We start from the raw sequence: 19,988 nt of genomic DNA, 5'->3' as shown, positions 1-19,988 counted from the left end.
GCCTACGTGTGGGAGGACAACAACCCGGAAACGTTCAGCGTGGCCGTCAACGGGCAGCCGGTGGCCGCCAACCTGAGCACGGGCCGGGCCGGGGCCTGGGCCAAGCTGGGCCCCTACGCGGCCACGGTGAGCAACGGCACGCTGCGCCTGACCACGAGCGGGGGCACCGTCAACCTCTCCGGCGTCGAGGTCCGCCGCCAGGGCACGGGCGGCGCATCCAGTGCCGCTAGTATTTTCAGTGCCAAAGTTGCCGGGGCCGGTTCCGAGGCTGCCGCAAAAGCCGCACCGGTGACGCTGTACCCGAACCCCGTCGAGACCGGCCAAACGCAGGTGCAGGTGGCGGCCACCGTGGCGCAGGCCGAGAAAATGCAGGTCCAGGTGCTAACGAACATGGGCGTGGTGGTGAGACGGGCCACCTTGGCTTTCCCGGCAGGGACTTCCAGCCAACCGCTCAGCGTGGGCGCCCTGCCCGTGGGTAGCTACGTGGTGCGCTTCGTGAGCGGCTCGCTAGCTGGCACTGCGCTCAACCTACTCAAGAAGGATTAACTAAGAATTTAATATTTCCGGGCTCAAAAAGGCCTGTTCCCGAGGGGGAGCAGGCCTTTTTGCATTTGGCCGGGGCACGTTTTCGGCGCGTCAAACGCAAAAGGACAAGAGAAGTCGCCAGCCCTGTTTTGTAAACATTACTATTATCTTATATTAGCGCAATAATTAAAAAAATTCTCCACAAATTGAAATAAAAATAACTATTTTTGGTGCAGTACCGCTGTTGGCCCGTGGGCATCAAGGGGTAAGTCGCTGGATGAGGAAGCATATTCAGCTTTGAGAAATGATTTGGCAGCACTTTTTCTGGTTTTATGGAGACGTTGAAACGAATTGAACGCCGGGCCGGCCGGTTGCTGCGCGAGTTGCTGCCCCACAACCTGCGCTACCGGCCGGTGGGCGTGCACGCCAGCAGTCGGCGGCTGGCCGCCCAGCCGGGGAGCGGGGCCACTTACCAGGAAATTGTGCCGGCTTACACCTCGCGGCTTGAGGTGACGCCCGAATTCTACGACCTGTGCGTGGACTACGAAAAACCCCACCCCGAGGAGCACACCGTGCCGGCCTTCGTGCTCACGCTGGCCAACGGCCGCCTCTACGCCGACAACTACAACAGCGTGGCCGTGATAGCGGCCGACAACCGGCTGGTGGGCGACGCCTCGTTTCAATTCGGCAAGCGGGAATGGAACATGGTGCCGCCGGAGGACAACAACATTTTCGACCAGCGCTATTTCCGCGAGCCCGTGCCGGTGGCCGGCACCGTGTGCAGCCTGCTCTCGGGCGGCGGGGCGGCCATGGGCAACTATTCGCACTGGCTGCTCGACTCGCTGCCCTGCCTGCACCTCGTGAAAGAAGCCGGCCAGTGGGACGGCATCGATTACTTTCTGGTGTACGACCGCCACAACAATTTCGTGCGCGAAACCCTGGGCCTGCTGGGCGTGGGCCCGGAGCGGATTCTGGACGTGCAAACCCACCGCCACCTGCGGGCCGACCGGTTGGTGGTGCCCTCGGCCGTGCGCGGGCGCGGGCGGCACTACCCGCGCTGGGCCTTCGAGTTCATGCGGGCCTCCTACCTGAAAGTTGGCCGGAAAGTGGCCCGCACGTTCAGCCCGCTCGTGTACATCAGCCGCCGCGACGCGGCCGTGCGCCACGTTACCAACGAGGCCGAGGTGGAGGCCATGCTGCGGCCCTACGGCTTCGAGACGTACGTGCTGGGCACGTTGAGCTTTCCCGAAAAGGTGGCCCTGTTTTCCCAGGCCCGCACCATTGTGTCGCCGGTGGGGGCCGGGCTGATTAACGTGAGCTTCTGCGCGCCGGGCACCACGCTCATTGAGATGATGCCGCGCCACTTTGTGGTGTCGGATTTCTGGGAAATGTCGTCGCGCCTCGACCTGGTGCACCACCCGTTGATAAGCGCGGGCACGGGCATCGGCACCGGCGCCGGCTCCGACCGCCTCGGCGACCTGGCCGTGGACGTGGCCGCCCTGCAGCAGCTACTGCACCAAGTGGGGCTGCGGACGCCGGCCGTCGCGCTGACCGGGGCGGCGGAGTAGCCCGGCAGCGGCACAAAGCGGGCGAGCATTCGACCCCCGCTCTTTTCAGTAAAAAACCGAACCGCCCATGGCCACCGTCTTGCTCTCCGTCGTGACCTGGAACAGCGCCGACTGCATTGAGGCCTGCCTGCGCTCGGCCCTGGCCCAGACGTATGCCGACTTTGAACTGTGGGTGATCGACAATGCCTCGGCCGACGACACCCGCGCCCGGGTGGCGGTCCTGGCCGCCACCGATGCGCGCCTGCGCCTGCACGCCCTGCCCGAGAACACGGGCTTCTGCGGGGGCCACAACTACGCCCTCGACCGCACCGCCACGGAATTTGTGCTGCTGGTGAACCCCGACATTGAGATGGCCCCCGACTACCTGGCCCGCGCCGTGGCCGCCATGGGCCCCGACGCGCGCATCGGCACGGTGTGCGGCCTGCTGGTGCAAAGCAGCGAAGCCGACCCGCGCATCGACAGCGCCGGGCTGGTCAGGCTCTCGGGCGGGCGCTACGGCCTGCGCCTGCACGGGCAGCGGCTGAGCGAGGTGGGCCCGTTGGGGCCGGTGGAGGTGGCCGGGGCCGACGGCGCCCTGCCGCTGCTGCGCCGCCGCTGCATCGACGACCTGCGGGTGGAAGGGTCTTTTTTTGACCCGCGCTTTTTTGCCCACAAGGAAGACTGGGACGTGGCTTGGCGCGGGGAGCTTTACGGCTGGCGCACGCTGTTTGAGCCGGCTTGCCGGGCCCTGCACCCGCGGCAGTTCATCCCCGTCAACCTCGCGGTGCGGCGGCGGCTGGGCGGGGCCATCAAGGCCGACGCCGTGAAAAACCAGTGGCTGCTGCTGGTGAAAAATACCCCGGCAGGCCAAGTAGCGACCATGCTGACGCAGGCTTTGCCGCGCCAACTCTTCATTCTGGGCTACCTGCTGCTGTTTGAGCGCACCTCGTTGCGGGCCTTGCGCTACGTGTGGCAGCACCGGCGCGACTTGCTGGCCAGCCGCCGGCTGGTGCAGCAACGGGCGGCGCAGCACTGGCCCGCCCCGCCACCCGCCGCCCCAAGCCAACACGCCCCGTTGAGTGCGGTGGAATCAGTGGTCTGAAAAGGCGTGGGCGAAAGCTGCCGGCCCGCCGCGAGGAGTAATTGCCGCCCGCAAGCCTCAGTTGTGCGTCCGAAACACCGGCTTTACCGCCCGGCCCAGCAGGTGCTGCCCGATGCCGTCTTCCAGCGCACGGCGGTACACGCCCAGCGCCGCGTGCACCCGCTCCACGGTTTCGTCCACCACGGCGGCCGAGTGCGCGTAGCTGATAACGAGCGAAGGCAGCATGAGCCCCCGGCTCAGGGTTTCCTGCAGAAACAGGGTGCGGAAGGCCTGCGAGGGCTGGCCTTCGGCGTCGCGGGTGCCGTAGTAGAGGCAGCAGCCGGGGCCCATTAGGCGGAAATGCTCGGCCACGCCCTGGTCGCGGGCGGCTTGCTCCAGGCCCTGGCGCAGCCGTTCGCCCTGCGTGCGCAGGTGGGCCACCACGGGTTCGGCGGCGTAGGTGCGCATCACGGCCCGGGCGGCGGCCAGGGCGTGGGTTTCGGCCCCGTAGGTGGTCGAGAGCAGGAATACCCGCTCGTGGGGGTGGTGCAGGCCGCCGCGCTCCATTATTTCGCGGCGGCCGCAGAGGGCGGCCAGGGCCAGGCCGTTGGCCAGGGCCTTGCCCCAGGCGCTCAGGTCGGGCCGCACGCCGTACAGGCCTTGGGCCCCGTGGTTGTGCCAGCGAAAGCCGGTGATGATTTCGTCAAAAATCAGCAAGCAGCCTTCGGCGTCGCAGAGGCGGCGCAGGCCTTCCAAAAAGCCGGGCGCGGGCGGCACGTCTTTCTCGGGCTCCAGCAGCAGGCAGGCCACCCGGCCGGAGTGTTCGGCGAACAAGGCCTCCACGCTGGGCAGGTCGTTGTAGCGGAAGCCCACGGTGAGCGCCCGCACCGCCGCGGGCACGCCCGCCGCCATGGGCGAAGCGCCGATGAACCAGTCGTCGACCGAGAAAAACGGATGGTCGCGGCAAATGGCGGCCAGTGGGCGCCCGGTGTAGGCGCGGGCCAGCTTCACGGCGGCCGTGGTGGCGTCGGAGCCGTTTTTGGTGAATTTCACCATGTCGCCCGCCCGCGTGAAGTCGAGGAATTCCTCGGCCGTTTCCAGCTCCAGCACGGTGGGCCGGCCGAGGTTGGTGCCCCGGACCAGCTCCCGCTGCGCGGCCGCCACCACCGGCGGGTAGGCGTGGCCCAGCGTGACGGCCCGCAGCCCCATGCCGTACTCGATGAACTCGTGGCCGTCCACGTCCCACACCCGGCAGCCGGCGCCGTGCGTCAGGTAGGGCGCCATGAACTCCGGGAACTGGTCGTCGCCCTTGGCGTAAGTGTGCGCCCCGCCCGGAATGGCGGCGTGAAACCGCGCTTGCAGGGCCTGCGAGCCCGCAAAGTCGGCGGGCGCGGGCCGCGACGGGGCCGCGGGGGGGGTCGCCAAGGGCGTGAGAACGGCGGGGTCATTCATGGCAAAAAGCTGAAAAAGGAGAAAACTGGCCGCGAAACGGGAGCTGCGGCAACCCGTTCGATTTACTTTTGTGTATTGGTCTACTTAAAATTACAAAATATATAAATATAAAATAATTATTCTTAATCAGGTAATAATTCAAGCAAGTCCGTGGCCGCCAAAGCACGGGCTGCTTCCAGGACCTGCCCGAACGGCAGCTTTGACCGCTCCGCGATGTCGAGCAGGCTGTGCTGCCCATCCGAAAGATTGAGCACCCAAAGCAGGGCCAGCTGCCAGACCGCTCCGTGCAGGTTGCCGCCCACGGGGCCGTACAGCCCGCGCCGGCCCAGCTGGGGCTCGCCGTAGGGGCTCCGGTTGCGGTAGCGGCGGTTGGCGTCGAGCACGGCCAGGATTTCCTGCACTGCGTGCAGGGAGGCGAGCAGGGCTTCGGGCCGCACAAAGTCCAGGTTGTCGGCCGAGGTGTGGTACTCCGCGAATTCGCCGAACGGCGTGCGCGACAGGCCGCCCATGGGCAAGTCGAAGCCGGGCGAGCAGTACTGGCGCTCGTCGTAGCCGTAGGGCGAAAACGGCCGCACCGCGTGCGGAAGCCCGTTCTCGGCCAGCACCAGGGCCGCGGCGCGGTCGATGATGGCCGTGCCGCGCCGCGACTGCTTGTACGTGAACGGGGCCGCCTCGCCCAGCAGCGCGAGCACCAGCCCGTGCCGCACGCGGCCCACGGCCTCAAAGTTGCGGCTCAGCCAGGTGAGCGCGCCGATGGTACCGGGCACGAACACGAAGCGGTGGCTGTAGCGGCGCGGGGCTTGGGCCAGGTGCTGCGCCAGGTAAGCAGCCACCGCCAGGCCCGAGAGGTTGTCGTTGGCCAACGAAGGGTGGCAGAGGTGGCAGGAAATCAGGACTTCCTCGGGGCTCTCGCCCGGCAGCAGCAGCTCGCCATAGGTAAGGGCGCCGGGGGCCAGCGTCGTGTCGATGCACACCTCGTAGTCTTCGTCGGGCAGGGCCAGCCGCTGGGCGTGGGGCAGGCAAAAGCCCCACGCATCGGCGTAGTAGGCCGTGCGATAGGGAATGAGGGCGGGCTGGGCGGGCAGCGAGTGCAGGTGCGCGTCTAGCTCGGCCCGCGAAAACCAGCCGCGCACCGGCACGCTGTAGCTCACCAGGTGCAGGTTGTGTGCCCGGAAATCAATAACCCGCTCGCCGCCGCGGTTTTTCACCCAGGCGTCGCGCACGGTCCACTCGCGGGGCACGGTCCAGTCGAAGGCGGGCGTGCCGGTGGGCACTTCGTGCACCTGGAGGCCCGGCAGGTACTCGCCCAGAATGGCCAGCGTTTGGCGCACCCCGTCGCCGGTGATGCTGCGGCAGATTGGAAACAGCCGCCGCACCATCGCGTGCAGCGCTTCGCTCAGGTCGGGCGGTGCGCCGGGGGCAACTGGCAGCCCAACAGCAGAACTAGCGGCGCGCATGGCGTGGAGTCAAAAAATAAGTTGAAACAGGCAAACGGTAATCTGGCCGCGGCCAGGCGGGGCATCACACCACCAGCTTGGGCACGTGGAAGGCTTCGGCGTAAAGGGCATCGCCCCCGGCCTGCACGCCGCGCAGCCGGGGCAGCGCCCGAAAGGTTTCGGCATCGAACCAGTGCTTGCCGGCCTGGCTGGGGAAGCCCGCCAGCAGCAGCGTCACCTTGCGCGCCAGCTCGGCCGCCGACAGGGCAACAAAGCAGTTCGGGTTGCCCAAGTCGCCGTCGAATTTGGGGATTTCATATTCCCAAATGAGATGGTTGCGGAATGTGTTCCAGGTCAGGTCGGCTACCAGGCGGTGGTCTTGGTGCAGGTCGTGGCGGTAGTGGGTCAGAATCAGGTCCGGGGCGAAGGGCTTGAGGGCTTCAAAGTCGGCCTTGACGGCTGCGTAGTCCTGTGACAGCAAGCCGTCGCGGTAACGATGCACGGTGACTTCAGCCGCCGGGGCCGCGGCCAGAAACTGGGCGGCGCAGGCTTCGGCTTCGCGGGCGCGCTCGTCGGTGGCCGCCAGCACCACCCAGCGCACGGCACTCACCTGGCCAGCGGCCAGCAGACGCAGCAGCGTGCCCCCGGCCCCAATCTCAATGTCGTCGCAGTGTGCTCCCAGGCAGAGCACGCGCAGGCCCGCCGGCAAGCCCAGCCTCAGCACGCCGCGCGCGCGTGCTGCACCGGCGCCAGCGAAGCCACCAGCACGGGAGTGCGGGCCCGGAGTTGGGCAGGTGCGGCGTATGGCAACGGTGCCGGGACCGTGCCTTCGCTCCACACTTCCCAAGGTGGGTTGCCCTGGTGCTGAATTCCGTCGAGAATCAGCTTGTCCTTGGGCGTGTCCATGGTGGCCCAGAAGCCTTTGTAGGGATAGGCCATCAACTCGCCGGCGGCTATCAAGCGCTGAAAGGGCTGCTCCACTAATTCCTCCCCGGGCTTCAGATAGTCAAAAATCTCCGGCCGAAACACCATAAAACCAGCATTCACCCACAGCCCGGCGTTGGCCATCGGGCTGATGCTGCGCACTTGGCTGTTGGCGTCCATCGTCACCATGTGAAATGTTTGCGTGGGCTGGTAGGCCAAAAAGCTCGCCACGCAGCCGCGCTGGTAGAAGTTGGCCAGCATGGCCGGCAAGGGCAAGTCGGTCAGCACGTCGGCGTAATTGACGAGGAACGCCTCCTCGCCCTGCAGGCGCGGCCGCACGGCGGCCAGCCGCTGGCCCAGGTTGTAGTCCAGGCCGGTATCCACGCAGGTCACGCTCCAGCCCGCAGCCGCGGCGGCCAGGCCGGCGCCGCGCGAAAAGTAGCGCCGGAAAGCGCCGGCGTTGTGCCCCAGGCACAGGATGAATTCGGTGTGGCCGTAGTGCGCGTAGTAGCGCATCAGGTTCCAGAGCAGGGGCTGATGCCCGATGGGTACCAAAGGCTTGGGCGTGCGCGGGGCGTAGTCGCGCAGTCGCAGCCCGAGTCCCCCGCAAAACAGGACAACTTTCATAATGGGTGAGATGGAGGAAGCGGATAAAAGGAGAATGCCCGCGCGGAGCACACGGGGTAACTGCAACTGAGTCAGGCTACGCGTACACCCGCACTTCGGGAATGGGCACCACGAATTGGCCGCCCCAGGTGCGGATAATGGCCATTTGCTCCATGATTTCCTCGCGCAGGTTCCAGGGCAGAATCAGCACGTAGTCGGGCCGGGTTTCCAGGATGCGGTCGGGGTGGTAGATGGGCAGGCGGGTGCCGGGCAGGAAATTGCCCTGCTTGTGGGGGTTCAGGTCGACGGTGTAGTCGACGAAGTCGGTGCGGATGCCGCAGTAGTTGAGGAGGGTGTTGCCCTTGCCGGGGGCGCCGTAGCCCACCACCGTTTTGCCGGCCCGCTTGGCGTCAATCAGAAAGCCGAGCAGCTTGCGCTTGGTTTCTTTGGCGCTGGCGGCGAAGTTGGCGTAGAAGTCGAGGTCGCACACGCCGGCCTGCACTTCCTGCGCCCGCAGCGCGGGCACGGCGGCCGTTACGGCCCGGCCCGGCCCGGTGCAGGCCGCGTGCCGGGCGTAGATGCGCAAGGAGCCGCCGTGGGTGGGCAGTTCTTCCACGTCGAACAGGGTGAGGCCGTGGTAGGCAAAAATGTGCTCCACCGTCCAGAAGGAGAGGTAGCTGAAATGCTCGTGGTAGATGGTATCGAACTGGTTGCCGGCCACCAGCCGCAGCAGGTGCGGAAATTCCATGGTGAGCACGCCATCGGGCTTGAGCAGCAGGCTCAGCCCGGCCACAAAGTCGTTGATGTCGGGCACGTGGGCCAGCACGTTGTTGCCAATCAGCAGGTCGGCCCGGCCGCAGCTAGTGGCCACGTCGCGGGCCGTTTCCAGGCCAAAAAACTTGCCGAGGGTGTTGATGCCTTTCTGGCGGGCGTAGTTGGCCGCGTTCTCGGCCGGCTCGATGCCCAGCACCGGAATGCCGGCCTCGACGAAGTACTGGAGCAGGTAGCCGTCGTTGCTGGCCACTTCCACCACCAGGTGCTCGGGGCCGAGGCCGAAGCGTTCGATGGCCATGGCGGTGTAGGCCTGCGCGTGCCGCAGCCAGGAGGGCGAGTACGACGACAAGTAGGCGTAGTCGTTCGGAAACACGTCGGCGGGGGTTATCAGGTCCTTCACCTGCACCAGCTGGCAGGCCCGGCACACGTAGGCGTGCAGGTCGTAGAAAGCCTCGGCCCGGTCAAAGTCCTCGGGCCGCACGTGCTCCTGGCACAGCGGCGAAGGGCCCAGGTCGACGAAGGTGACGTGCAGCGGCGTGCCGCAAAACCGGCACGTTCCCGCCGGGGCCACTGCTTCCGAGGTGGGCACCGGGAAGCCCACGGGGCTTGGCAACACCAGGGGCAAGTCGTAGACGGCGTGCCCCTCCAGCACGGGCGGTAGGGAGTTCATCATGGGAGTATTGTGCAGAAAAGACGAAAAGACAGGGCTTGGCAACAATTTGAAATTCAAGGCGTCAACTAATATCTGATGCCGGACTCGCCGTCGGTTGGCATCAGCTCGGCCAGCGCGGGGCGGCCGAAATAGGCTTCCTGCTCGCGGCGCAGTTGGTCGACCAGGCGGCCTTCGGGCAGCACCACGTCGTCGTAGGTCAGCACCTGGTCCTGGGGCACGTCGTGGCGCAGCGCGCAGCCCTCGGCCACGCCAATGGGCAGCAGGTTTTGCAAGCGGGCGAGCGGGTAGTTCTCGGCCAAGCCGTAGGTCATGTAGTGGCCAATGCCGTCGAGCACGTCGCCGGCCCGGAGCGGGATTTTGGCCGTGGTCACCACTTCCACGCAGGGCGCGCCCTGCGGAGCGAGGGCGGCGTCGTGGAACAGAGCCGCGCGGGCCACCGAGGTGGGCGTTTCGAAGTGGCAGAGGTGGTAAGGCGTGTAAAAGCAGTAGAGCGGCCCGGGGCCCAGCTTGTAGAGCTTGAGGTAGTGCTGCTGCACGGGGTCGTCGTGGGTGCCCAGCACAAACACGCCGGGACCGGGCTCGGCCCCCACCACGTAGTCCACCAGGCCGGGGCCGCCGTTCAGCAGCCGGTCGTGGGGGTACCACTCGGCGGCTTTGCTGATGGGGGTGCCCGGCGCCACGGTGGGGCCCAGCATGCCGCGCTGCGCCACTTCCATGCCCAAGGCATTGGCGATGACGGCCTGCTCGAAGCTGATTTTGCTGCCGTCGGCGAAGCTGGTGACCATGCTCGGGTTCTGGCCCCACTGCCGGGCAAAGCCCTCCTGGGTGGTGGGGTTACGGTAGGGGTCGTGCAGGCCCTTGATGTTGCCGCACAGCACCGGCTTCACGCCCAGCCCAATCACGAAGCGGGCCAGGTTGAGCGTCACGCCGGGCTGGTCGCCGTCCGAGACGGTGTAGACCACGCCGGCGCGGTCGGCATAAACCTTTAAAATGGAGCCCACGGTGCCGTCCAGCTCGGCGTTGAGCAGCACCACGTGCTTGCCGTGCCGGATGGCTTCGAGCACCACGTGCGCGCCGTGCTCCACGGCGCCGGTCACTTCGATGATGACGTCGATGCCCCCGGCGCGGCTCAGCAGCAGGGCGTCTTCGGTGATGGCGGGCCGGCCTAGCTCGACGCAGCGCTCCAGGGCCGCCACCGACGACACTTCGTGCACGCCCACCTCGCCGGCTTCCTCGTAGGCGCGGCGGGCCTGGGCCAGGGTGCGGTTGGCCACGGCGGCCAGCACCATGCCCGGCACGTAGCGGCAAATTTGCCGGGCCACGCCCCGCCCCATAAACCCGGCCCCCACCATGCCCACCCGGATGGGCCGGCCAGCGGCCTGACGAGCCTTCAGCGCGTTGTCAACTAGTATCATGGCAATTATCAGTGAGCAGTGAGCAGTGAACAAGAAGCAGTGGGTAGGGGACCACAAACAGAAAATTGGGAAGCGGATTCTGACCGCCGCTCTCCCAATTGTTCATCGGTCGTTGTTCACGGCCAACTGATGCTTGAAATCTGGGTGAGCCTGGTCTTTGGCCGACAGCAGTTGCGGCGGGGCGGGCCAGGCGATGCCCAGGGTGGGGTCGTTCCAGCGCAGGCCGCCCTCGGCGCCGGGCGCGTACTTGGCCGATACCTGGTACGTCACGTCGGTGTGGGGCGTCAGCGTGAGGAAGCCGTGGGCAAAGCGCTCGGGCACGAACAGCTGCCGGAAGTTGTCCGCCGTCAGCTCCACGCCCACCCACTGGCCGAAGGTGGGGGACTCCTCGCGCAGGTCCACTATCACGTCGAAGAGGGCCCCGCGGGTGCAGCGCACCAGCTTGCTTTCCTCGTGGGGCGGCAGTTGGTAGTGCATGCCGCGCAGCGTGCCCTGGGTGGGGTTTGACGACAGGTTGGCTTGCAGCGGCGGCAGGTGCAGGCCGTGGGCCGCAAACTCGTCCTCGCACCACGAGCGGGCAAAAAAGCCCCGTTCGTCGGAGCGCCGCTCCAGGTCAATGATAAAGGCTCCTGCCAGTTTGGTTTCGGTGAAAATCATAAGCCGCCGGGGGTGAAAAAAATACCTGGTGTTGACATGTATCGGTTATTGGTTGGGCGCCGACGCGCTACGTGGCGGCCATTGCCTCGGCCCGCGGCGGGGCGGCGGCGGGTGCTGCCGGGCTGGCCCAGGTCAGCCGTTCGGTCAGCTCGCCGTGTTCGCGCAACGACGTCAGCACGCGCAGGCGCATCAGGCGGGAGGTGCGGAACAGCGGGTCGCAGAACTCCATGGCCTGGAGTTGTTCGTGGAGCTCGGCAATGGTGGCGGCCAGGCGGTGCCGGGGCTGGTGGTCGGGGGCCAGCTGCCGGAACAAGCCGAAGTCGACCCGGTAGGAGCGCAGGTCGGGGGCCGCGGCGGGGTTCACGTGCACGCGGGTGCCGGGCAGGGCCGCGGCTACGGCCTCGGCCAGCTCTTTCACCCGGTAGTTCCACTCGTCCGAGCCCGCATTCACGGCCAGGAACGAGCCGCCGTTCGCGGCCGTGCGGCCAATGGCCCACTCAGTGGCCCGGGCCATGTCGCGCACGTGAATGAGCGGACGCCAGGGCGTGCCGTCGCTCAGGATGCTGATTTCGCCGCTGGCCACGGCGCTGGCCACGAAGTCGTTCAGCACCAAATCGAGCCGGAGCCGGTCGCTCCAGCCGCAGGCCGTGGCGAAGCGCAGGCAGGTCACGGTGAAGTCGGCGTCGGCCAGCGGGGCCAGGTCCTGCTCGCTGGCCACTTTCGAGCGGGCGTAGGCCGTGAGCGGGTTCACGCCCGAGGCTTCGGTCTTGGCGTCTTCGCCCCCCATGCCGTAGATGCTGCACGAGCTGGCGAACACGAAGGCCCCCACGCCGGCGGCTTTGGCCTGCCGGGCCAGCTTGATGCCGGCGCGGTGGTTGATTTCCATGGTCACTTCTTCGTAGGCGTTGCCCATCGGGTCGTTCGAAACGGCCGCCAGGTGCACCACGGCGTCCACCCCGGCCAGCAGGGCGTCGGGCACCTGGCGCACGTCGCCAAATTCCTGCCGGTCGAGCCGCGACTCGGGCAACCGGGAGGCGCCCGTCAGGCAGTGGGCAAAAAAGCCCAGGTCGTAGCCAATCAGCTCGGCGTGGGGAAACACCTGGCGCAGGTGCTGCACCACGCCCGGGCCCACGTAGCCCATGTTGCCGGTGATGAGGATGCGGGAAGGAGTCATAAAACGATGGGTTGGCGCGGGGCTAGAAAGATTAACTAGAGGGTAAGAGCCGGCGTAGGGGTCACCAGGTGGGCGGGTTGCAGGCGGGTGGGCCGGGCCGGGTCGTCGGTGGCCGGGGCGTGCGGGGCCGCCGTCCGGGGCGGCGCGGCGGGCCACACCTTCCACGGCGCGCTGCCCGTCTGCCACAGCTCTTCGAGCATGGTGCGGTCGCGCAGCGTGTCCATCGGCTGCCAGAACCCGCTGTGGCGGTAGGCCGTCAGCTGGCCCTCGGCGGCCAGGCGCTCCAGCGGGCCCTTCTCCCACACCGTCTCGTCGCCGTCGATGTAGTCAAAAATGCCGGGCTCCAGCACAAAAAAGCCGCCGTTAATCCAGGGGGTTTCGCCGCCTTCGGGCTTTTCCATGAAGTTGTGCACGCGGGTGTCGGCGGTGCTCAGGTTGAACACCCCGAAGCGCCCCGGCTGACGCACGGCCGTGAGCGTGGCCAGCGCCCCCTGCTGCTGGTGATGCCGGATGCTGGCCCGGATATCAATGTCGCTCACCCCGTCGCCGTAGGTCAGGCAGAAGGTCCCCTCGTTCAGGTACTCCCGCACGCGCCGGAGCCGGCCGCCGGTCAGGGTTTCGAGGCCCGTGTCGACCAGCGTCACGGTCCAGGGCTCGGCGTGGTTGCAGTGCACGTGCATCTCCTGGCGGTCCATTCGGAAAGTCACGTCCGAGTTTTGCAGGAAATAGTCGGCGAAATACTGCTTAATCATGTGCCCCTTATAGCCGCAGCACACCACGAAGTCGGTGATGCCGTGGTGGGCGTAGATTTTCATGATGTGCCACAGAATCGGCTTGCCGCCAATTTCCACCATGGGCTTGGGCCGGATGCCGCTTTCTTCGCTGATGCGGGTGCCGTAGCCGCCCGCCAAGATGACTGCCTTCATTGGGTGCGTATTCTGAGGGTGCGTATTCTGAGGGTGAAAGAGGTAAGCGAAGGCAGTGCGCTCAGGCAGTGCGCCAGGTGTTGCTGCCGGGCCGCGCCGGCCGGCCGGTCAGCGGCCGCTGACCGGCGCCGCTCACGAGGTGGCGCCAAACGGCCGGGACCAGCAGGTACAAAAACCACGAGTTGGTGACCAGGTAGCGGCGGGCCAGGCGGCGGGGCTCCTGGCACAGCCGAAACGCCCATTCCAGCCACAGCTGCCGGGCCCACACGGGCAGGCGGGGCTCTTGGCCCGCGTACACGGGAAAAGCCTGGCCCACTCCCAACATGCAGGCCCGGATGCGGCCCTGGTGGGCCGCCATCCATTGTTCCTGTCGCGGGCAGCCCAGGGCCACAAACAGCAGGTCGGGGTCGGCGGCGTTGATGGCGGCCACGTCGGCCGCTTCCTCGGCAGCCGTGAGGGGCCGGAAGGGGGGCGCGTGCACCCCCGCAATGCGCAGGGTGGGCAATTCGCGCCGGGCGCGCGCCACCATGGCCGCCAGCACCTCATCGGTGGTGCCGTAGAAGTACACCGACTGGCCGCGCGCGGCGGCGGCTTCCAGCAGGGCCGGCAGCAGGTCCATGCCGGCCACCCGCTCCTGCGGCTCCCCGTGGAACCAGCCCACGGCCGCCGCCACGGGGCTGCCGTCGGGCGTGACCACGGCCGCGCCGGCCAGCACCTGCCCGAAGGCCGGGTTGCGGTGGGCTTCTACCAGCATGTGCACGTTGGCGCAGCACACGTAGGCCGACGACCGGGCGGCGCCCAGCTGCAGAATGGAATCAACAAAGTCGGCGGGGGCGCCGGTCGAAACCAGGGCGTTGAGTACCGGGCGTTTGGGAAGTAGGGCTTTCATAGCAACGATGGAGAATCCCTAGTAGACGTTCTTTTCGCCGCGCACCATGTTGCGCAGGGTTTGCCCGATAATCTGCAGGTCGAGCCCGAACGACCAGCTCTCCATGTATTTCAGGTCGTATTCTACCCGTTTTTCCATGGCGTGGGGGGCGCGCGTCTCGCCGCGGTAGCCGTTCACCTGGGCGTAGCCCGTGATGCCCGGCATGATGGTGTGGCGCATGGGGTAGGTGCGGATGTGCTTGGAGTATTCCTCCAGCTGCGACACCATATTGGGCCGCGGCCCCACCACCGACATGTGCCCCAGCAGCACGTTGAAAAATTGCGGCAGCTCGTCGAGGTTGTACTTGCGCAGGTACTTGCCCACCCGCGTCACCCGGGGGTCGGCCCGGGTGGCCTGCAGCTCCGTCTGGCGGTGGTCGTTGCGCATGGTGCGCAGCTTGTAGCACGGGAACAGCTGGTTGCGCCGGCCGGGCCGCATCTGCTTGAAAAACACCGGCCCCGGCGAGTCGAGCTTGATGAGCAGGGCCAGCAGCGGCATCACAATCGGAAACAGGGCGCCAATTACTACCGCCGAAAAGCCGATGTCAAACAGCCGCTTGAGTGCCTGATTGGCGTGGATGCCCAGCGGCTCGTGCCGAACCGTGAGGATGGGCATCCGGTCGTAGAAGTACACGTTCACGTCGCGCCCCATCGTGGCCGAGTAGTCGGGCACGATGCGGAAGGAAAGAAAGTTTTCCGCCGCGAAGCTCGACAGGTCCTCAATCAGCGCGTGCCGGTCGAAGGGTAGCGTGAAGTATAGCTCGTCGATGCGGGTGCTCAGGCAGTAGGCCTTCAGCTCGGCCACCGAGCCGCGCACGAGCGCCCGCAAGTCGGCGGCCACCTCTTCGCCAGCATCCGTAAAGAACCCCCTGAACTCGGTGTTCACCGTTTCGCGGCTGGTCAGGAAACGGTGGAGCTCCTGCCCGCTGGCGTTGGCCCCCACAATAACGAAGCGGCTGGGCTGGGCCACGTGCCGCCGGTAGGCACGGTACCCAAAAGCCAACGCAAACCGCCCCAGCACCACGCCCACCACGGCAAAGCCGTACACCGTGGCCACGTAAGGCAAGGGCCCCAGCGGCGCGTGCAGCAGCATGGCCCCCAGCAGCAGCAAGCCCGCGTGCAGGGCGAAGGTCCGCAGCAAGTAGTGCAGCTTCTCGCCGTACGACATCAGCCGGTCCAGCCGGTAAATGTTGGCGTACTGGCGCGACAAGACACCCCAGAGCAGAGCAAAGATGACGAACAGCAGCGGATTGTATCCTGGCAGCGCCGCCGTTCCAGCGGCGGTGTAGGCAGCCAGGCGGAAAGCGCCAAAAATTACCAGCGTATCGACCAGCGGCAGGACAATCAGTGACGTATCGGTGTAGTGTTCATAGCGTTCCATAAGCAGTGAAGAGATGGCATGGGTGCAGCGTATGGGAGAGCGGGTGAGAAGAAGGTTTAGGGAGGTGTCGTAAAGTAAATCATTATTTATTAATTAGTCAATATTTATTTACATTAAATCTATGTAAAGAGTCGCTTCATAAGCTAAAAATCATAATAATATTGCGCAATTGTTTATTAGATTAATATTAATAGCATAAATATTATATTATCTAGCTGGGAATAAATGATTCCATTTTTGCCAATGGAATTTTTGTTCCGGCAAAATGGCTTTGGCTGCGCGCTGCTCAACCGCTAGGGAGGGCGGGTGACGTAGCAGGCGTCGGGTGGACTGGGCGGCCGGGGTGGGGTGGGCCGTTTGCTGCCTCTAGAGGGCGTTGCCGGCTTTTTTTCGCCGGGTGGCTTCTTTGTCGTCGCCGCTGCTGCGGTAGCGGCGCTGCGCGAGCAGGGGCCGCAAAGCCTCGGCTGCGGAGCCCTTGCGGGGCGGGATGTCCAGGTTGGCGGGGTACTCGATGCTGGCGTGCAGCGTGTCGAGCAAATCCCCGAACTGGGCTTCGCACTGCTCCAGCAGGCGCTCGCGGCCCGCGTAGTGCGCCCTTTTCTGCGAGTCGGTCATTTCGGCCAGCGGGTCGACGGGCAGGTGGTCTTTGTCGTGCCGCGGGCGCAGAATGATTTTTTGGTGCAGGTCGCGGTAGCCCACGTCGTCGAACTGGATACCGACCAAATCTTCGAGTAGCTCCTGCACGCTCAGCAAATGCTTCAGCACCCGTTTCAGCTGCCGGTCGATGCTCAGCCAGTACTGGTTTTGCTGCACTTCCAGCAGTTGCTCCAGCACCCGCAGCTCAGCCGCACCGGCCTCGTTGGCGAGAGGCAGGGCCTCGCTGGCCGCTGTGTCGGGCGCAGGGGCCGGGGGGGACGAAGCGGCCGGGGCCCCGGCCGGGTCGGGGTGTTCGGGCCGGGGAAGGTCTTCGGGGTAGTATTTGCCGTAGGGGCGGGCCGCTTTGGGCAAGTCGCCTTTGCCGGTCAGGAGCCAGGTGGCGTTGATTTGGGGGTATTTCTCGGCTATTCTTTCCAGGAGCACCACATCGGGCTTGTTGCGGCCCGCCATTACGTTGGCAATGCGGGCCACGGATGCCCCCAAGCTCTTGGCAAACAGCGGAGGGCTCACGTTCAAATAGTTTACTATCTGAGCAATGCGGTCATTGATGAAAGTCTTTTGCATAAAAGTCGCCGGTTGGGAAGGCTCGGAATGTGGGTCGACGGAATGCCGGGTAACTAGCTGCCGGTGCGACGCGGCAAGCGGGGGGGTAAACCCCACACGGCGGAACTGGCGAAGCGGGGCACGGCGGCCCGATTGACGACGTAGCCCCGACGCGGGAGTGCCGGGGTCAACGACGCAATTGAGCGGGAAGCGCGCTTACTGTTGAAAAAACCTTCCCCGAGCCCACTCTTGCCGCCGGCAGCGGCTTGGGTGAAGCAGCGCCGAGCAATATTGTGAAATGTAATGATTATTACCTTAAATATAAACAAACAAATTAAAAAAATATTATTTGCTGCTTTAATTCAGCGAGAATAAGGGATTAATGCAGGTCACTGCCGTCCTAGTGCAAAATTTTGAGCCGTTATGTGGCTATTTGGTTGTGCCGGCGGCGGGGCGCTCCCGGCGGGTACCGAACGTGGTGGCCCTGCCCGGAGTGGCCGGGTGCACCTTTGCGGGCCGCCTGGCTTGCGTTTTACGTTTCGTCTCTGCCCGCACTTCCCTGGAATAGAATCATGCCCGCCCTCATCCAAACGCCCGAAACCACCCACCGCGTCCACTTCCAGGACTGCGACATGCTGGGGCACCTCAACAACGCCCGTTACCTCGACTACTTTCTGAATGCGCGGGAGGACCACACCACCGCCCACTACGCCCTGAACCTGGGCGAGCTGGCCCGCGAGCAGCGCGCCGCCTGGGTCATCACCAAGCACCACCTGAGCTACCTCAAGCCGGCGCGGCAGGGGGTATTGGTGCGCATTCTCAGCCAGCTCATTCACTTCGACAACTCGAACCTGGTGCTGGAAATGCAGATGCGCAACGAGGCCGGCACCCACCTGCTGGCGCTGCTGTGGTCGGAAATGACCTACGTGAGCGTGCCCGCCGGCGCCCGCCTCGACCATTCGGAGGCCATGATGGAGCTGCTCGACCAGGTGGACGTGGAGGAAGTGGGCTACGACCCGGACGGGTTCGATGAGCGGGTAAAGCAGGTGCGTCAGGAGCTGAAACGGCAGCGGGAGGCGTAACCTCACCCCCTGACCCCCTCTCCCGCGGAGAGGGGGCACCGGTTCTGCGCACACGTGGAAGAAGTTAAAAGTTGAGAGTTAAAAGTTAAAAGCTCGTCTGATGATTTGGGTGGACTTTCTAATTAGCTCAATCCACGCATGTCCGGTTCCCTCTCTCCGCCGGAGAGGGGGTCATGCCCCGGAGGGGTCTCGTGAGGTTACCGCCAGCTGTTGTCGCGCTCGTTGGCGTCCATGAAGACGCCCTGCTGCAAGGTCACCGATTTCACGGCTTTGGGCACCGGGATGGTGGCCTGGCGCGGGTTGGCTTGCCAGACGGCGGGGGACTGGTGGAGGGTGGCCTTGGTGCCGTCGGTGTATTCCAGGGCCAGGTCGAAGGGGATGGCGAAGCCGCCGGGGTTCTGGACGGTGACGGCGGGGCCGGTGACGGGGGCCACGGCCAGGTCGATGTAGTGGTTGGTGAAAAACCAGTTTTGGAAGAACCAGGTCAGGTCCTGGCCGGCGGTGTTGGTGAAGGAGTTGAAGTAGTCCCAGGGCGTGGGGTGCTTGCCGTGCCAGCGGTCCATGAAGGTGTGGAGGCACTTTTTGAACAGGGCGTCGCCGAGCAGGTCCTTCAGGGCGAAGTAGCTGAGGGAGGGCTTACCGTAGGCGTTGTTGCCGTAGCCGGCGCGCAGCTCGCTGCTGGGCGTGATAATGGGCAGGTCCTGGGCGGCGTTGCGGTCGCGAATCCAGCCGTTGACGCGGAACTGCTTGTAGAGCTGGTCGGCGGTGGCGGCGCCGTTTTCGGCGGTGTTGATGAGGCGCTCGAAGGTGGTGGCCCAGCCTTCGTCCATGAAGGCGAAGCGGCTTTCGTTGATGCCCATGTAGAAGGGAAACCAGGTGTGGGCAATTTCGTGGTCCTGCACGAACTGGGCAAACTTGGGGTCCTTCTGGGGGCTGTCGTTCACCATCATCGGGTATTCCATGTCGGCGAAGCCCTGGAAGGCCGTCATGGTGGGGAAGGGGTAGGCCACGCCGGGCCAGTTCTGGGGGTTCGAGAACCAGCCGAGGGCGTACTGGCCGTTTTTGACGGACTCGCGGAAATCGATGGTGGAGTCGGCGTAGGCGGCTTGCATGTTGGCGCGGCGCTTGGTGCGGGCATCGACCACGACGCTGGCGGCGTCCCAGACGTAGTGGTTGCTCAGGCCGCAGGTGACGTCGGAGATGTCGCGGGCGGTGAAGGTCCAGGTGTTGAGGGGGCGCTGGGCGGTGACGGCGTTTTTGGCCAGGTCGGCGGCGGTGGCCACGTGGATGACTTTGTCGCTGGTCAGCGACTGCTTCAGGCGCTTGGCGGCGGCTTTTTGCAGCACCTGGTCGGGGTTCTGGAGGGTGCCGGTGGCCCATACGATGTAGTTGGCGGGGGCCTGCACGCGCAGGGTGTAGTCGTTGAAGTCGTTGTAGAACTCCTTGCTGTCGACGAAGGGCAGCCGGTCCCAGCCGGCGTAGTCGTCATACACGGCCACGCGGGGGTAGAAGTAGGCCAGGAAAAAGGTGGTGGGGTCAATCTGGCCCTCGCGGCCGCTCTCGACGGAGACGGGAAAGTGCCAGGCGATGCTGAAGGTGACGGAATCGCGCGGGGCCAGCGGGCGGGCCAGGGGCAGGCTGCGGGCGGTGCCGCCGTCGGCGAAGGGGGCGGGGCGGGCCTGGCCGTTGACCCGGAAGGTGTCGATGACGAGGCCGGTGGTGAGGTAATCAGGGTTGGCGTCGGCGTCGCGGGCGGCGCCGGGCCGGTGGATGTTCATCGTGAGGCGCATCACAACCTGGCGTAGGGTGTCGGGGCTGTTGTTGAAGTAGGTGATGGTTTCGCGGCCGCGGATGTCGCGGGCGGGCGGGGCGGCCTGCACGGTGATGTCGTAGCGGGCGCGGTTTTGCCAGTACTTGGGGCCGGGGCGGCCGTCGGGCGCGCGGGTGCCGTTGTCGAAGGCGCGCTGAATGTCGCGCGGCATGTAGAGGGCGGGCGTCTGGGCGGTGGCCGGGAGGGCGGTGGCGAGGAGGAGGAGGGCGAGGAGGGGTTTCAGCATGGGGAGGGAGTTGGTGGGGGGTAAAACTACGCGGGGTTGCCAAACCCCCCCGCCCCCACAAAAAAAAAGAGGGGGGGAAACGGCCGCCCTTGGTGGCAAGTTATTTAAAGTCCCAAAAAATGGAGTAGTCGGTGAAAGCCCACGAAATGCG

The 19,988-nt window shown here is 65.6% G+C and carries 17 protein-coding genes; 4 read left to right on the top strand and 13 right to left on the bottom strand.

The window, feature by feature from the left end; translation table 11 throughout:
- The 3 genes from RMO51_RS13145 to RMO51_RS13135 all read left to right on the top strand — a co-directional run.
- On the top strand, nt 1-546 hold a 546-nt coding region (locus RMO51_RS13145), incomplete at its 5' end, for a T9SS type A sorting domain-containing protein (RefSeq protein WP_310395322.1).
- 320 nt (nt 547-866) lie between these two features.
- A complete protein-coding gene (locus RMO51_RS13140; protein ID WP_310395321.1) occupies nt 867-2,093 on the top strand; it encodes a glycosyltransferase family 61 protein in 1,227 nt (408 codons plus the stop codon).
- Nucleotides 2,094-2,160: 67 nt separating this feature from the next.
- Nucleotides 2,161-3,174, top strand: a complete 1,014-nt coding sequence (locus tag RMO51_RS13135; protein ID WP_310395319.1) for a glycosyltransferase — start codon at nt 2,161-2,163, stop codon at nt 3,172-3,174.
- A gap of 57 nt (nt 3,175-3,231) precedes the next feature.
- On the opposite strand, the gene RMO51_RS13130 is transcribed toward RMO51_RS13135, so the two are convergent.
- The 12 genes from RMO51_RS13130 to RMO51_RS13075 all read right to left on the bottom strand — a co-directional run bounded on the left by RMO51_RS13130 (nt 3,232) and on the right by RMO51_RS13075 (nt 16,719).
- The gene (locus RMO51_RS13130) at nt 3,232-4,605 is read right to left on the bottom strand and encodes a glutamate-1-semialdehyde 2,1-aminomutase (RefSeq protein ID WP_310395317.1); all 1,374 of its coding nucleotides are present in this window, start codon (nt 4,603-4,605) and stop codon (nt 3,232-3,234) included.
- Between the two features lie 122 nt (nt 4,606-4,727).
- On the bottom strand, nt 4,728-6,062 hold the full coding sequence (locus RMO51_RS13125) for a DUF4910 domain-containing protein (RefSeq protein WP_310395316.1): 1,335 nt from the start codon (nt 6,060-6,062) through the stop codon (nt 4,728-4,730).
- A 64-nt stretch (nt 6,063-6,126) separates the two neighbouring features.
- On the bottom strand, nt 6,127-6,765 hold the full coding sequence (locus RMO51_RS13120) for a PIG-L family deacetylase (protein WP_310395314.1): 639 nt from the start codon (nt 6,763-6,765) through the stop codon (nt 6,127-6,129).
- Nucleotides 6,759-7,592 carry a sugar phosphate nucleotidyltransferase gene (locus RMO51_RS13115; protein ID WP_310395312.1) on the bottom strand — a complete coding sequence of 278 codons (834 nt, stop codon included), beginning with the start codon at nt 7,590-7,592 and terminating at the stop codon, nt 6,759-6,761. Before RMO51_RS13115 ends, RMO51_RS13120 begins: the two co-directional genes overlap by 7 nt.
- 76 nt (nt 7,593-7,668) lie before the next feature.
- Nucleotides 7,669-9,018, bottom strand: coding sequence for a class I SAM-dependent methyltransferase (locus RMO51_RS13110; protein WP_310395309.1), 1,350 nt, complete (start codon nt 9,016-9,018; stop codon nt 7,669-7,671).
- A 65-nt stretch (nt 9,019-9,083) separates the two neighbouring features.
- Complete coding sequence (locus RMO51_RS13105; RefSeq protein ID WP_310395307.1) at nt 9,084-10,433, bottom strand: Gfo/Idh/MocA family oxidoreductase; 1,350 nt, start codon at nt 10,431-10,433, stop codon at nt 9,084-9,086.
- 102 nt (nt 10,434-10,535) lie between these two features.
- Nucleotides 10,536-11,090 carry a dTDP-4-dehydrorhamnose 3,5-epimerase gene (rfbC, locus tag RMO51_RS13100; RefSeq protein ID WP_310395306.1) on the bottom strand — a complete coding sequence of 185 codons (555 nt, stop codon included), beginning with the start codon at nt 11,088-11,090 and terminating at the stop codon, nt 10,536-10,538.
- Between the two features lie 67 nt (nt 11,091-11,157).
- Nucleotides 11,158-12,264: an SDR family oxidoreductase gene (locus RMO51_RS13095; RefSeq protein WP_310395305.1), complete on the bottom strand. Its 1,107-nt coding sequence runs from the start codon at nt 12,262-12,264 to the stop codon at nt 11,158-11,160.
- A 35-nt stretch (nt 12,265-12,299) separates the two neighbouring features.
- A complete protein-coding gene (rfbF, locus tag RMO51_RS13090; RefSeq protein WP_310395304.1) occupies nt 12,300-13,190 on the bottom strand; it encodes a glucose-1-phosphate cytidylyltransferase in 891 nt (296 codons plus the stop codon).
- 61 nt (nt 13,191-13,251) lie between these two features.
- Nucleotides 13,252-14,079, bottom strand: coding sequence for a WecB/TagA/CpsF family glycosyltransferase (locus RMO51_RS13085; protein WP_310395302.1), 828 nt, complete (start codon nt 14,077-14,079; stop codon nt 13,252-13,254).
- Between the two features lie 18 nt (nt 14,080-14,097).
- Nucleotides 14,098-15,498 (bottom strand): exopolysaccharide biosynthesis polyprenyl glycosylphosphotransferase, encoded by a 1,401-nt coding sequence (locus RMO51_RS13080; protein ID WP_310395300.1) that lies wholly within the window; start codon nt 15,496-15,498, stop codon nt 14,098-14,100.
- 366 nt (nt 15,499-15,864) lie between these two features.
- Nucleotides 15,865-16,719, bottom strand: a complete 855-nt coding sequence (locus RMO51_RS13075; RefSeq protein WP_310395298.1) for a hypothetical protein — start codon at nt 16,717-16,719, stop codon at nt 15,865-15,867.
- Nucleotides 16,720-17,270: 551 nt separating this feature from the next.
- Here RMO51_RS13075 and RMO51_RS13070 point away from each other — a divergent pair.
- Complete coding sequence (locus tag RMO51_RS13070; RefSeq protein WP_310395297.1) at nt 17,271-17,780, top strand: acyl-CoA thioesterase; 510 nt, start codon at nt 17,271-17,273, stop codon at nt 17,778-17,780.
- Nucleotides 17,781-17,977: 197 nt separating this feature from the next.
- On the opposite strand, the gene RMO51_RS13065 is transcribed toward RMO51_RS13070, so the two are convergent.
- On the bottom strand, nt 17,978-19,837 hold the full coding sequence (locus RMO51_RS13065; protein ID WP_310395295.1) for a M1 family metallopeptidase: 1,860 nt from the start codon (nt 19,835-19,837) through the stop codon (nt 17,978-17,980).
- Nucleotides 19,838-19,988 lie beyond the last annotated feature (151 nt).

Source organism: Hymenobacter sp., assembly GCF_031398885.1.
Taxonomy (GTDB): Bacteria; Bacteroidota; Bacteroidia; order Cytophagales; family Hymenobacteraceae; genus Hymenobacter.
Note: the sequence above shows the minus strand (reverse complement) of the source record. Positions and strands in the feature narration are given on the sequence as shown.

Bases quoted from the DNA above. Each gene is read 5' to 3' on its own strand.
- RMO51_RS13135 (WP_310395319.1), top strand. From the start codon at position 2,161: ATGGCCACCGTCTTGCTCTCCGTCGTGACCTGGAACAGCGCCGACTGC.
- RMO51_RS13130 (WP_310395317.1), bottom strand. From the start codon at position 4,605: ATGAATGACCCCGCCGTTCTCACGCCCTTGGCGACCCCCCCCGCGGCC.
- RMO51_RS13125 (WP_310395316.1), bottom strand. From the start codon at position 6,062: ATGCGCGCCGCTAGTTCTGCTGTTGGGCTGCCAGTTGCCCCCGGCGCA.
- RMO51_RS13115 (WP_310395312.1), bottom strand. From the start codon at position 7,592: ATGAAAGTTGTCCTGTTTTGCGGGGGACTCGGGCTGCGACTGCGCGAC.
- RMO51_RS13110 (WP_310395309.1), bottom strand. From the start codon at position 9,018: ATGATGAACTCCCTACCGCCCGTGCTGGAGGGGCACGCCGTCTACGAC.
- RMO51_RS13105 (WP_310395307.1), bottom strand. From the start codon at position 10,433: ATGATACTAGTTGACAACGCGCTGAAGGCTCGTCAGGCCGCTGGCCGG.
- rfbC (WP_310395306.1), bottom strand. From the start codon at position 11,090: ATGATTTTCACCGAAACCAAACTGGCAGGAGCCTTTATCATTGACCTG.
- RMO51_RS13095 (WP_310395305.1), bottom strand. From the start codon at position 12,264: ATGACTCCTTCCCGCATCCTCATCACCGGCAACATGGGCTACGTGGGC.
- rfbF (WP_310395304.1), bottom strand. From the start codon at position 13,190: ATGAAGGCAGTCATCTTGGCGGGCGGCTACGGCACCCGCATCAGCGAA.
- RMO51_RS13085 (WP_310395302.1), bottom strand. From the start codon at position 14,079: ATGAAAGCCCTACTTCCCAAACGCCCGGTACTCAACGCCCTGGTTTCG.
- RMO51_RS13080 (WP_310395300.1), bottom strand. From the start codon at position 15,498: ATGGAACGCTATGAACACTACACCGATACGTCACTGATTGTCCTGCCG.
- RMO51_RS13075 (WP_310395298.1), bottom strand. From the start codon at position 16,719: ATGCAAAAGACTTTCATCAATGACCGCATTGCTCAGATAGTAAACTAT.
- RMO51_RS13070 (WP_310395297.1), top strand. From the start codon at position 17,271: ATGCCCGCCCTCATCCAAACGCCCGAAACCACCCACCGCGTCCACTTC.
- RMO51_RS13065 (WP_310395295.1), bottom strand. From the start codon at position 19,837: ATGCTGAAACCCCTCCTCGCCCTCCTCCTCCTCGCCACCGCCCTCCCG.